This window comes from Paenibacillus chartarius (assembly GCF_042432825.1).
Classification (GTDB): Bacteria; Bacillota; Bacilli; order Paenibacillales; family NBRC-103111; genus Gordoniibacillus; species Gordoniibacillus chartarius.
Window position 1 is genome coordinate 1 of sequence record NZ_JBHLWN010000105.1, and the last position, 13,298, is coordinate 13,298.

A 13,298-nucleotide genomic window follows, 5' to 3' on the forward strand; every position below is an offset into this window, starting at 1 on the left:
GTTGTTTTCTTGCGAAAACCTCTCACTCGTCATTCAGTTTTCAAGGAGCAATCTCTTGCTTCGTTATTGCGCTGTCGCAATAACAGGAACTATATCTTATCATGTCGGCCACAGTCATTGCAAGTGGCAAATTCTTGTTCCCGACCGCGAATCTTGTCGGTGTCAGAAGCGACGTTGATTACTATACCACGATGATTAGCCGAGTGCAAGTGCGGATTGAAACAAAATTTTTCCGCAAGAAAAAACGCGGGCCGAAGCCCGCGCCACCTCAACCTCTTCAGACTATTCGTCAATGCGCAGTACCGCCATGAACGCTTCTTGCGGCACTTCGACGGAGCCGACCTGCTTCATCCGCTTCTTGCCTTCCTTTTGCTTCTCGAGCAGCTTACGCTTACGCGAGATGTCGCCGCCGTAACATTTTGCGAGTACGTTTTTCCGCATCGCCTTAATCGTCTCGCGAGCGACGATCTTCTGCCCGATAGCCGCTTGAATCGGCACCTCGAACATTTGGCGCGGGATCAAATCCTTGAGCTTGTCGCAAATGATTTTGCCGCGGTTATATGCACGGTCTCGATGCACGATGAAGGACAGAGCGTCAACCTGCTCGCCGTTCAACAGGATGTCCATCTTGACAAGATTGGATTGCTTGTAGCCCGACAGCTCGTAGTCGAAAGAGGCATAGCCCTTCGTAGACGACTTCAGCTGGTCAAAGAAATCGTAAACGATCTCCGAGAGCGGCATATCGTAAGTTAACGTAACCCTTGTCGTATCGAGATATTCCATGTTGATGAATTCGCCGCGCTTGCCTTGGCACAGCTCCATAATCGCCCCAACATAATCGTTTGGAACGATGATCTTCGCTTTCACGAAAGGCTCTTCGACAAATTCGATTTTGCCCTGCTCCGGGTAGTTCGACGGGTTGTCGATTTCCAGCACTTCGCCGTTCGTCAGCGTCACGCGGTAAATAACGCTTGGCGCCGTCGTGATAAGCGGAATGTTGAACTCGCGTTCGATTCGCTCCTGAATAATTTCCATGTGCAGCAGCCCCAAGAAGCCGCAGCGGAAGCCGAAGCCGAGAGCCGAAGACGTCTCCGGCTCGAAGCGCAGCGAGGCGTCGTTCAATTCCAGCTTTTCCAGCGCTTCACGCAAGTCGTTATAGTCCGACGTCTCGATCGGATACAGACCGCAGAACACCATCGGATTGATGCGGCGGTAACCCGGAAGCGGCTCCGTGGCAGGCGATTTCGCATCGGTTACGGTATCGCCCACCCGCGTATCGCCGACATTCTTAATGCCAGCCACGATAAAGCCTACGTCACCGACACTAAGCTCATCTACAATCGACATGCGCGGCTTAAAAGCGCCTACTTCGATAACCTCGAACGTTTTGCCGGTCGCCATCATTTTAATTTTGGAGCCGGCACGGATCGCGCCGTCCACTACCCGCACATACACAATAACGCCTTTGTATGCGTCGTAATGGGAGTCGAAAATAAGCGCCTTGAGCGGCTGTTCCGGATCCCCGGCAGGCGCAGGCACCTTCTGGCATATTTGCTCAATAATCTCCTTGATGCCGATCCCGGCTTTCGCCGACGCCAGCACCGCTTCGCTTGCGTCGAGACCGATCACTTCTTCAATCTCGTTCTTGACTTTCTCCGGGTCCGCGCTAGGCAAGTCGATCTTGTTGATAACCGGCAAAATCTCAAGGTTGTTGTCCAGCGCCAAATACACGTTGGCCAGCGTCTGAGCCTCAATGCCCTGAGCCGCGTCAACGACGAGCAGCGCGCCTTCGCACGCCGCCAAGCTTCGCGACACCTCATACGTGAAATCGACGTGTCCCGGCGTGTCGATCAAGTTCAAAATATATTCTTCGCCGTCGTCCGCACGGTAATTGAGCCGAACAGCCTGCAGCTTGATCGTAATGCCGCGTTCGCGTTCCAGATCCATCTGGTCCAGCACCTGCTCTTGCATTTCGCGCGACGATAAAGCACCGGTATACTCCAGAATACGATCCGCCAGCGTCGATTTTCCGTGGTCGATATGAGCGATAATGGAGAAGTTGCGGATTTTCTTCTGTCTTGCTTTCGCGTCCGTCATGATAACCCCCACAAGCGTTTGAATGTATCTAATCTAGTATACCAGTTGTAGGGGTGCACGTAAACTCAGCCGAATAAACCGCCGAATAAGGACACTACGGTTTGAATCGCATGATGCGCACCGATCTGCAGCAAATCGCCGATTTTGTTGCCGACATAGTTCATCGCTTCATCTTGTTCGATGCGCTGCTGCTGCTGCTGCTGCGGCACCGGCTTGGGAGCCTCGGCCTGCGGCTTAGCCGGAGCGGCAGCCGCAGGCTTCACCGTGCCGGTTGCAGCCGACGACGGCGGTTTTACTTGTCCGGCTGCAGCGCCGGCGGCCGCCGCCGGGCTCTGGATCCGCTCCATCCCTTTATTGGCGATATCGACACCGATGAAGATGCTGAACATAACGAGAAGCAGAAGCAGAACGATTTTCACATAAAATTTGGACATGAACGCTCGAGCCTCCCGCTTCCCGCTTACGACGTCTTCTTCTCGTTATTGGCCGGCTTATCGACCTTCTGCGCATTTAAGATGATCTGGGAAACCGCCTCGGAAAGCGCGTCCGTCGTACGGTAGCACTCCTCCAACGAGTTGTATGGACCTCCGACTTCGATCAGAATGCTGTTCGGGGAGAACGACTGATTATATTCCCCGTTGCCCTCATTGGCCGTCTTGGCATGAATGCCTTTGGACAGCCCGGGATACTTGGCCTCAAGCACTTCATGGATCTGGTTTGCAAACTGCTCGTTTTGCTTCCAGTTCGGATTTTTCGCGCCGATAATGAAATACACTTGGGCGTAATCTTTGCCGCCGATATTCACGGTCGTCTTGTCGCGGTTCTGAGAGTCACGGTGAATGTCGAAGTAATAGTTCAAATCGGGATGTGTTACCGAAGCTTCCTGCAGCGTCTTAAGCGAATACTTATAGGAGAACGGGTACCGGAAATCTTTAATCGTAGCCGCCGTGTACACTTTGTTGGAGTGGACGGCTCCGATGCCGTTCTTCTCCAGATTGGCGGCGAGCCGTGCTCCGACCAGCGTGACGTTGATTTTGTCGTCATAAGCCTCGTCGGGTTCTTTAACACCTTTCAGCTCCGGCAAATACGACTCGGTGCTGTGGGACTGGTAGACGAAAACCACGTTCTTGCCGGCAGTGACGGGCGGTTTGGCTGCGGGTTCCGCCGGCGGCTCTGGCTGAGGCTCGGCCTGCGCCTGCTGGCCCAGCTTATCGATCACGCTGGCTGACGGCCCGTAGTCGTCCTCCGGGGCCGAGCCGTTCGTCGCTTGGCTGGAACGAAGCAGCACGGTTTTATTCGCCGAAAGACCCGGCACTTCACGTGCGATCAGCGTCTTCGGATCGTTCGGGTTCAGATCGGTCAGCATCCGGAAGACGAAGCTGAACACGTTGCGCTGCGAGAAAGAGAATGACTCTTCTTCGTTGCGGAAATGCGGCACTTCCATACCGACCATATCGGCGAAGAAGCCGCTCGTAACCGCCGCGGCCAGCCCTTTCATGGACGTGACCGGAGACGAAGTGTCGTAGCGCGCCTTCAGCGATGTGCCGATACCCAGAAGAACGAAGAAAAATACGGATAAGAACAGCAGCAGTGCGAGCACACGGCTCATAAGACCGACGTTTTGCAAGGTTCTGCGAATACGGGCGAGATTAACGACGAATGCCGGCCATTTCATTCAGGTATTCCTCCTCATCGGATCAGTAACGAAACTATTACTAGACTCTATGAGCGGAATCCGAACGATAGAACCAGAAGTCGCTAGAATCGTAAAAATGCCTCCGTATGTCCGGGATTCAGACATCCGAAGGCATGGCCCTTAATGCGTATAGGCTGCAACGTTGTCGGTACTGATCGCTTCGTGCAGCGCCGAATTCAAGCCGCTGGCGATAATGTTCGCGATATCTTCTATGAACTGGTCGATTTCCTTCGGCGTCACGAGAAGATCGTGCCCGAGCGGGTTCAGCACCTCGCGCACGAGCTGCAGGCGCTCATTCTCCTGCAGGTTGTCGAGCAGCCCGAGAATTTGCGTCGTATTCCCCTTCTGCTGCTCAAAGTGCTTGTGCATCAGATCGAACGCGCTATTGATAATCGTCGACGCGTACACAACGGTCGGAACGCCGATCGCCACGACGGGGATGCCGAGAATTTGCTTCGTAATTCCTTTGCGCTTGTTGCCGATGCCCGAGCCGGGATGAATGCCCGTATCGGCGATCTGAATCGTCGTATTCACCCGGTCGAGCGAACGGGAAGCCAAGGCGTCGATAGCGATGACGAGGTCCGGGCGGGATTTTTCCACGATGCCCTGAACGATTTCACTGCTTTCGATGCCGGTCGTTCCAAGTACGCCGGGAGCGACGGCGCTGACCGGACGATAGCCGGGGCTCACTTGGTCGGGCATAAGCTCAAAATAATGCCTCGTCACCATAATGTTCTCGACGACAAGCGGCCCCAGCGCATCCGGCGTAACGTTCCAGTTGCCGAGACCGATCACCAGCACTTTGGCGTTGGGGCCGATGCCGAGCTTCTCCAGAAAAGCGGCAAACTCTTTGGCGAATTTCGTTGCTACCCGATCCTGCAGATCGCTGTCCTTGTTGCGGAGCGCAGGAACTTCCAGCGTTATGTAATGGCCGGGAACTTTGCCGATTGCCCGGGCTCCCTCCTCGGTGGTGATGTCGATTTTGGTAATCCGAATTCCTGCGTCATTATAGCTTTCGGATTCAACCCCTGGAATGGCTTGGGCATTCGCTCCGCCGGCAAGCTCGCGGGCTTCCAGCGCCAAGTCGGTGCGTGGGGAAAAATCGTTCAAATCGATGTCCATCGCTGCTCTCCTTTCGGCTGTTGCGTGCATTTTATTGTGCGGCAACAGGCGGACCGTTATTCGCCATACGATGTCGTTGTGGACAACGGGGTCCGGTATTGCATTTTCATCAAGCGCGTGATAGAATATCTAAAGTTGTCAACTTGCCCTGTTAGCGGGGCGAATGAACGTGCTAGTCAAGTAGGAGGTGAACGTAATGCCGAACATTAAATCCGCCATCAAACGCGTGAAAGTGAGCGAGAAGCGCCGCCTGCGCAATGCATCGCAGAAGTCCGCACTCCGCACGGCCGTGAAAGCTGCTGAAGTAGCCATTTCCGGAAACGCAGAATCCGCTCAAGAGACGCTTGTCCTGGCTACGAAGAAGCTGGACAAGGCGGTCTCCAAAGGATTAATCCATAAAAATGCAGCGAACCGCAAGAAGTCCCGTTTGGCCAAGAAGCTCAACGCCCTCGCGAAAGCGTAATGGCTGCAAACCGAAGAAGTCCAGTCCCGGGATCGGGTACTGGACTTCTTTTTTTATGCTGCAGCCAGACCAAGCAAGAACAGCTCGAGGCCAAGCACTTTGTCGATCCTTCCGCTCTTCATCCGGTAATCCAAATCGGCCAGCTGCGACAATATGCCGCTCAGCTTCGCCGTATCGTATTTACGGGTCTGGCCGTCCGCCAGCTTGACCGCATAGGGATGGAGACCGATTTGCGAGGCGATCTGCTGGTGGGAATAGCCTTGCTGGACGAGCTCCTTCACCTGCAGCATGATACGGAATTGGCGGGCAAGCAAATTCACGATCTTGATGGGCTCCTCCTTCATCTTCAGCAGCTCGTGCAGCGTCGTCAGCGCCTTGTCCAGACGAAGCTGTACGATGTCTTCAATCAGAAGGAACACGTTCTGTTCGGCGCTGCGCGCAACGAGCTCATCAACCAGCTGTGCGGATACTTGACCGCCGTCGCCTGCAAACAAGGCCAGCTTCTCCAGCTCGCTATGCAGCGCCTGCAGGTGGCCCCCAGTGTTGAGAACGAGCTGCTCCGCCGCTCCCGGGAGCAGCGTAAACCGCAGCCGCGCAGCCCGGTCCTGCACCCAGCGGGTCAAATCGTCCCCCAAAAGCGGGAGACACGGCACCAGCGCGTCTTGATCTTTGAGAGCTTTGACGATTTTTTTGCGTTCATCCAGCTTGTCCGCGTTAACGGTAAAGATCAACACGGAATAATCGACCGGCGACTTGAGATATGCCGCCAACCTATCGACATCGTGATCGACTTTCCCGCTGTCCTTGGCACCGGTGAACAAGACGGCGTTTTTGGCGATGACGATTTTCCGCGGCACCATGAACGGCAGCGTCTCGGCATCTTCGATCACTTGCTCCACGGGCGTTTCTTGCAGGTCAAATTTGCTAACGGCGAATTCCCGATGCTCCGGTTCGATCGCCTGCTCCGTTATCGTGTCAATCAACTGCTTCATAAAATAACTTTCCGGTCCATAGCACACATATATAGGGGCGATCGTCCCGGTAGACGCCGCCTTGATCGCTTTGCGCAGCTCCATGTTTCCCCCACCTCGTCCTCTCATCTTACCAAGCACAAAGGGACCGCGTCAAAGCCTTTCGGCCTTTCAGCAGTCCCCTTGCCCTGTACAGGTAGAAGCGCTCCGGCGGCGTAGGTTGGAGCTCATCTATTTCAACACCGGGAGGCGGCTCTAGAAACCGTCTTCCCGAGTGACAAAGCGGCGTGCGCTTCGTCATTGGATAGTACATTATACGCAATAGCCCGCATTGGTGTGCGTCGGATATAGGCAATTATTTCGGCTGCTGCGATAGCTTCGTCTCCGCACCGGTCTCGACATCGAATAGCCATTCCTCGGCTCCGTTCGGATGCTGGACACGATAGGTCAGCTTTCCGTCCTCAGTGAAGCTAATAAACGAAATCACGTCTTCCGCCTTCCATCCGTATGTCGAGGAACGGACGGTGGCTCCGGTGTCCGTTTGACGGACGACAACCTTCAGCTCTTCGACGGAAGCGATATGCTTGCTGTCAGGCGACTTCATCGTCACCGGTGCAGGGGCATCGGGCGCTTTTAATGCCGACGCGATTCCCGGGCGCACCTGAGGAGCCGGCGGAACTAGAGCTTTGCTCTGAACATCGGCTTGTTCCGAGCCCTGCGTAACGACTTCTTCCGGCGGCTGAATTCCCCTTGAAGGGGCAGCCGCTGCATCCGCGCTGTTGTCCGCAGCGGGAGCCGCCTCCTCCGGCGCCGGAGGAGGCGCAGCCGTCTCCCGCGTCGATGCGATCGCTACTTGCTGATCATCCGGATCCTGCTGTCTGGCAGCCGGTTGAGACTCCGGCCCGGCTGCCGGTGCTGGTACAGCTGCCGGCGCTGACCGGGGAGCTGAAGCGGCCGCCGGTTCGGGTGACGGAGCCGACGGCGCTGCCTTCTCGTTTTGCTTCGGATCGCTCGTAGGTGCAGTTTTGGCCGCTTGGCCGGCACTTTCCGCTTTAGGCGCATTGCTATTAGTGCTTGCGCTTCCCGCCGAGGCTTGATCGGCCGCTCCCTTCGCTTCTTGCGACATCGTTGCGGATCCGTTTAAATTTACTGGGGAGAAGCCCTGGTCTTTCAGCACTAAAGCACCGATGACCGCTGCCGCTACCGCAGCACCGCTCGCGATTTTCCAAGACAGCAAAGGACGCCGTGTCCGCGGGATGCCCCCACTCGGAATAACGGTCATAGATTCCTTGGCTGCAGTTTCCTCCAGCGTCGCCGGCAGCCGATCGAGCTCCGCCAGCTGCGGTAAAATAGCATCGACGAGACTGAAAGGCGGCGACACTCTCGGCAGCTGCGACAGCTCTTCGTCCAGACGCTTAAGCCGATCGAACAAGCCTGCGCACTGTTCGCATGTCTGCAAATGCTGAAGCAGCTCGTTCTCCTCGGTCTCGTTTACATCGTGATCCAAATATCGCTGCATCAGTTCAACCCGTTCTTGGCAGGTCATCCCCGAACACCTCCTTTCTCATAATCGCGCAGTAAAGTTTGAAGCTGTCCGCGGGCCCGAAACAAATACGATTTGACGGTATTTAGCGGGAGCTGTAACGATTCGGCAATTTCATTGTAAGAAAAATCATGCAAGTAACGTAAAATAATGACAGAGCGATGATTCTCCGGAAGCAGATCGATCGCTTCGCGAACCGCCTGCGACATATCACCGAGCATCACTTCATCTTCGACATTTTTCGGAGCAATAAACGTCATTTCATGCTCGTCGATAGAAACCGTCGGCTTCGTCTTCCGAAATTTGTCGATGCAGATATTCGTAACGATCCGCTGAACCCAGGTTTTGAATTGCGCTTTCTCTTCATATGATTGAATCTTCGTATAAATGCGGATGAGCGCCTCTTGGGAAGCATCTCTAGCGTCCTGCTCATTGTTCAGCATATAGTAAGCCGTACGATAAACGTGCGTTTCTATTTCCCGCAAAAGAGTCAGAAGCGCTTCACGATCACCCGATTGAGCCGCTTTTACGAGCTCGGGAGCTACCACCGGGATCCCCCTCTCTTGCAACCTTATAAACGGCGAACCGCTAAAAAAAGTTGCACCAGGTTCCTGAAAAAATTATCTCTATAAGCATAGCAAAAAATGACCGGTCGGTACATATCCAAAAGAACAACTGAACTGCCTAATTGCGCCAACGGAAAAGTCCGCAGCTGCGGGCTTCCGGGAATTGGACTAATTGAACGTGTCCCAGCTGATTCCACTAACAAAAGCTTTACCCTTTTGCTCCTCATCCTGAAGCCGCTCTACGTTTCCGCCACTGCGTAACTTCAAAATTCTTGATGTCCGGCATAATACTTAAGCAAATCTTAACATAAGATCTTTATAGCTACATCAATTCTTACTGTAGGGAGCGTGATCCGGTTTGAGATCCATGAAAACAAAGATTGCTATGCTTCTTGCGTGTTCCAGCTTGATGGCCCCGAGCGCCATAAGCGCCGCAACAGACACTGGAGATCCCCCAACCTACATAATGAAAAACGGGATAACCCACACCTATGTCCATGGTATTTATGTTCCTGGCATTTATATAAATGTTAATGAAGATACGAGGGTAGTATACATCCCGGGGGTGGGCGTAATAGCGGTCGATAAGGATGCGCTTTTGCCAAACGGGGCTAGTCTCATACATTAGTTGATCCACAATTTCCGTTGAGCATCGAGTATTATCTCGATGCTCAAATTTCATCATACCGAGCTCAAAACAAAAGTGTCCGACTGCTTTTATCCCCGAATTATCCATCCTGTTACTAATCTATCGCCGAAAATGACTGTTACAACTGTTACATGTTATTATTGCAATCCGTCCAAGCGTTTCCTCCGCAGTTCCTTTTCGTGTCCGTTTAACCCCTATGTTGTTCGATATTCAGCGTTGTTCATTAAGTCGAGTTATGTCAAGCTACATGTTGCCGAGTTGCCCATATTTTCGAATCAGGGCCATCATCCAATCCACTTGAGTCCCAAAACGTTAATATATAGTGCACGTTATTTGGGAGGTGTTCGCTACTTTGGGTATTGTTAAAAATATACAGGGGCCACCTGGGCCTCGAGGGCCACAAGGGCCACCTGGAATACAAGGGCCACCGGGACCACCTGGGCCTCAAGGGCCTTTAGGGCCGACAGGACCTACTCTAACACCGGCATTTGGTTATGCAGTTAAAACTTCAACGGCGCTGAGTAATTTTGTTATCAATACGCCTGTTGAGTATTCGAATAACGGTCCCATTAATGATGTTCTCTTTACTGGAACAGGATTACAAGTCCAACGTAATGGTACGTATCATATACAATTTGCTGCAAGCTGCTTTCAAACAAGCATTGATGGCAACGATGCATTATTGACTTTAGCAATAAGACTTAATGGAGCTACCATACCCGGAATTCAGTTTTTTCCTAGATTGACGTTGGAAACGACAGATCCTGGATTCGATGTCAGCCACACAATCCCGACGAATCTTTCATTAATATTCCAGTTAAGCTCAGGTGACCTTGTAGAAGTAATTCCAATTTCACCAACAGCTAATACTTCTTATGGAACCGCATATCTGCAGATATTACAAATTTTATAGTTGCAAGGCTGAACTTAACTTTCACTGACATCGCTAGACTACCCGGCCACAGGAACCTGCATGTACAGAGCCATTTTATCTTTTCAAGGCAAAACTCTTTGGGCGGTAGCTTCTATGCTAATAAAAGTATCATTCGCTCCCGAAAGCCGAAAGCTTCGTCTCGATCCGCAGCCCGTTCGGCTTTGCCGCCATCCTTACAGCTCCGTTGAGATCGGTTCGCAGTAGGTCCGCTCCTCCCGCCTCAAGCCGCTCAACGACGTCAGGCGAAGGATGGCCATAGCTGTTGCGCGCCCCAACGGAAATAACGGCGAGCTTCGGCTGCCAGCGCTGCAGCCACATATCCGTTGTCGACGTCTTGCTGCCATGATGGGCAACTTTCATCACATCGACGGGCGCGCCCTCGCCGCGGGAATAGTCGGGATGGCTCCGCAATGCTGAAAGCACGGATACCTCCTGGGATTTCTCCATGTCCCCGGTAAACAGCCAACGATACCCGGACATCTGAAGCAGAAACACGATCGACTCGTTGTTTTGCTTGGCTGCCAGCCGCAGTGCCGGATCTGGTTCGCCCGCCCGGCCCGGCAGGATCGACAGCTTGGAGTGCCTGTCAAGCTCGATGCTCCGCAGCGTTGTCGAAGAGATGAGCGGAACTTTTTTATCGAGGAGAGTTCGAAACAATTGTTCAACCTTTGCCTCCGACTTTAGCGTCCCGTTGAAGACGAATTTTCCAATAGGGATTTCCTCGGCTACCGCTTGCAACCCGCCCAGATGATCGATATCCTCATGCGTCGAAATAACGTAATCCAGCTTGTGTACGCCGCGATGCTTCAATAGAGGCACGACGACGCTTCGCCCGACCTCGAACGGCTTGCGCCGTTCTTTCCATTCCTCGCCCGGCTTCCGGAACGTCAGCGTACCGCCGCCGTCCACTAACATGTACTTCCCTGCAGGCGTACGAATTAATGCGGAATCGCCCTGCCCGACATCGAGGAACTCCACCCAGCCCGTGCGGTTAAAGCGATCCGGCGTATATCCGTAATAGAGAAGCAGCACAAGTCCTGCCGTCGCCGCCGAAATCGGCCATATTGGCCTGCGCTCAGCGTCGACCGCCTGCGCATCGACTCGCGCTGCCAATGCCCGATACAGCATAACGAAACCGGCAAAATACAATACCGTCCACACCGGTGACGGCGTCGGCCATATAAGCTGAAATCCGTCGATGTCGGCCATCTTCTCGATCGCCCATACCGTTGCCCGGCTCAGCAGTCCGCTCAAGCTGCCGAACGGCTGGCCGGCAGGAGGAACTAATAAGCCGACGAAAAGCGCAATAAGCGCTGACGGGAACAACAGCAGGCTGAATATCGGGACAAACATCGTATTGGCCAGCCAGGACAGCATGGAAAAGCCGTTAAAGTACGTTACGGTTACCGGAAATGAAACGATTTGCGATACAATGGTGATGGCTGCTGCCTGTTTCACCCGTTCATGCCGGAAGGGCAGCAGGCGCGATACCCGCGATACGCCGATGAGCAGCGCCGCCGTAATAAGAAAAGATAGCTGAAAGCCGACATCAAACAAATAGTAAGGCTCCCAGGCGAGCATCGCCCACGCCGCCAAAGCGGTCAAATTCAGCCCGTCCTTGAGCCAGCCGCGTCTGGCTGCATAGAGCGCCAGCATCGCTACAAGCCCCGCCCTCACGATCGATGGCGATGCGCCGGTGAGCACGATATAACCCGGCATTAGCGCGATGCCGACCCAAAGCGACGTCTCCTTCGTCACTCGGAGCAGCTTCAGCAGACCGAACACAAGCCCGAGGAAGATCGCCACATTCATTCCCGATATCGCCAAAATATGCGTTAAGCCCAGCTTGGAAAACTGTGAATATTGCTCCGGATTCATATCCTCCTGCCAGCCGATCAGCATACTCTTCATCAGGCCCGACTGATCCGACGGAAAGATCGTGTCCATGCGTTCAGCCAGCCCAGCACGCAGTCTATCGTTCCAGAGCAGCAGCGTAGACGGAGCGAGCTGGAGCTGCTCCCCCTTCGTAACGTTCACTTGCTCCATCCCCTTGCTGCTGATGAGCCAATGGATATGCTGATGACGTAAATACCGGCGATAATCGAAGCCTCCGAAATTGCGGCTCGGCTCGGGGCGAAGCAGCACGCCTCCATCAAGCTCCACATGATCTCCCCGCTCCCATTGCTTGGCAAGCTGTTGATCTTCTTTTTCCAGCAACCGAACGCTGACCCGCATTCGTTCCTCCATCGGTGCGATCCGTGTCTCGCCCAAGGTTAGCGAAGCAGCCTGCAGGACGAATACGGCTCGATCCCCGTCGACGTCGACTGCAGATGCAATGCGGCCTTCCGCTTTCACTTCGCTCCCGGAAAGTTCGTCCATATGCTCGGCTAAAGAAGAAAGGCCGGTGACGTTGCGGCTATCCCGCCAATCGGTATAGCCGCAAGATGCGAACAGCAGCAATAAAGCCGCACCTAACCAACCGCCGGGCAGCCTCAGCAGCCACACGAACAACGCCGAAATTCCGGCAATTACAGTCAGCCAAACGGGAACGTGCAGCTGAGGCCATTGAAATGAAGCTGCACTGCCCGCAATCCAACTAACGACAAACCAAGTCAGCGGCCTGTTCATCCAACTCACTCCATCTCCGCGCAAAATAAAAAAACACCTCGACCCGGCGCTTGAAAAACCCGGATCGAGGTGCTTCCTCGATGTGCTTCTATTCGATTTATTGCGTCACTTCGGTAATGGTTCCCGGCGGCGGTTCGTAAGCGCCGATACGCCGGAACGAAATGCCTCTTGCCTTCATGAGCGCTTCAACCTTCTCGCTGTCCTTCGGATAGGCCCGGTGAAAGACGATCTCCGTAACGCCGCTGTTGGCCAGCATATTGGCGCATGTCCAGCACGGCTGATCGGTGACGTAGACCGTAGACCCTTCCCGATCTTCCCGGTCCGTAAAAAGCAGCAAATTTTGCTCGGCATGGATCGTCCGCACGCACCGCTGCTTTTTCACCAGCTCTTCGCCAACATCTGTCTTTTTCACTTCATACTCTTCAACGAGCATGCAGCCCGCTTCCGAGCAGTCGGGCACGCCCATTGGGGCCCCGTTATAGGCGGTGCCCAGCAGCTTCTTGCCTTGTACGAGTACTGCGCCGACGTGACGGCGACCGCACTGGGAGCGCGTAGAAGCCATAAAGGCGATGTCCATAAAATAAGTGTCCCAATCTTTACGCTGAATTCCCACGCCGATCCCCGTCCTT

General features: G+C 54.0%; 11 protein-coding genes. 2 read left to right on the forward strand and 9 right to left on the reverse strand.

Features of this window, described 5'->3' with window-relative positions; all coding sequences use genetic code 11:
- Positions 1-282: 282 nt before the first annotated feature.
- The 4 genes from lepA to gpr form a co-directional block, all read right to left on the reverse strand.
- Positions 283-2,097, reverse strand: a complete 1,815-nt coding sequence (lepA, locus tag ACFFK0_RS25910) for a translation elongation factor 4 (RefSeq protein ID WP_377473408.1) — start codon at positions 2,095-2,097, stop codon at positions 283-285.
- A 65-nt stretch (positions 2,098-2,162) separates the two neighbouring features.
- Positions 2,163-2,531 (reverse strand): DUF3679 domain-containing protein, encoded by a 369-nt coding sequence (locus ACFFK0_RS25915; protein WP_377473410.1) that lies wholly within the window; start codon positions 2,529-2,531, stop codon positions 2,163-2,165.
- A 26-nt stretch (positions 2,532-2,557) separates the two neighbouring features.
- A complete protein-coding gene (spoIIP, locus tag ACFFK0_RS25920; RefSeq protein ID WP_377473411.1) occupies positions 2,558-3,772 on the reverse strand; it encodes a stage II sporulation protein P in 1,215 nt (404 codons plus the stop codon).
- A 141-nt stretch (positions 3,773-3,913) separates the two neighbouring features.
- Positions 3,914-4,915 carry a GPR endopeptidase gene (gpr, locus tag ACFFK0_RS25925; RefSeq protein ID WP_377473413.1) on the reverse strand — a complete coding sequence of 334 codons (1,002 nt, stop codon included), beginning with the start codon at positions 4,913-4,915 and terminating at the stop codon, positions 3,914-3,916.
- 196 nt (positions 4,916-5,111) lie between these two features.
- Between gpr and rpsT the strand changes: the two genes are divergently transcribed.
- Positions 5,112-5,378, forward strand: a complete 267-nt coding sequence (rpsT, locus tag ACFFK0_RS25930; RefSeq protein WP_377473415.1) for a 30S ribosomal protein S20 — start codon at positions 5,112-5,114, stop codon at positions 5,376-5,378.
- 53 nt (positions 5,379-5,431) lie between these two features.
- On the opposite strand, the gene holA is transcribed toward rpsT, so the two are convergent.
- The 3 genes from holA to ACFFK0_RS25945 form a co-directional block, all read right to left on the reverse strand.
- On the reverse strand, positions 5,432-6,454 hold the full coding sequence (holA, locus tag ACFFK0_RS25935) for a DNA polymerase III subunit delta (protein ID WP_377473417.1): 1,023 nt from the start codon (positions 6,452-6,454) through the stop codon (positions 5,432-5,434).
- A 250-nt stretch (positions 6,455-6,704) separates the two neighbouring features.
- Positions 6,705-7,895: an anti-sigma factor family protein gene (locus ACFFK0_RS25940; protein WP_377473419.1), complete on the reverse strand. Its 1,191-nt coding sequence runs from the start codon at positions 7,893-7,895 to the stop codon at positions 6,705-6,707.
- Positions 7,892-8,440, reverse strand: a complete 549-nt coding sequence (locus ACFFK0_RS25945) for an RNA polymerase sigma factor (RefSeq protein ID WP_377473421.1) — start codon at positions 8,438-8,440, stop codon at positions 7,892-7,894. Before ACFFK0_RS25945 ends, ACFFK0_RS25940 begins: the two co-directional genes overlap by 4 nt.
- Before the next feature lie 1,019 nt (positions 8,441-9,459).
- Between ACFFK0_RS25945 and ACFFK0_RS25950 the strand changes: the two genes are divergently transcribed.
- Positions 9,460-10,020, forward strand: a complete 561-nt coding sequence (locus tag ACFFK0_RS25950; protein ID WP_377473423.1) for a hypothetical protein — start codon at positions 9,460-9,462, stop codon at positions 10,018-10,020.
- Positions 10,021-10,149: 129 nt separating this feature from the next.
- Here the strand turns inward: ACFFK0_RS25950 and ACFFK0_RS25955 are convergent, their stop codons facing one another.
- Complete coding sequence (locus tag ACFFK0_RS25955) at positions 10,150-12,669, reverse strand: DNA internalization-related competence protein ComEC/Rec2 (protein WP_377473425.1); 2,520 nt, start codon at positions 12,667-12,669, stop codon at positions 10,150-10,152.
- 97 nt (positions 12,670-12,766) lie between these two features.
- Positions 12,767-13,276, reverse strand: coding sequence for a deoxycytidylate deaminase (locus ACFFK0_RS25960; protein ID WP_377473611.1), 510 nt, complete (start codon positions 13,274-13,276; stop codon positions 12,767-12,769).
- Positions 13,277-13,298 lie beyond the last annotated feature (22 nt).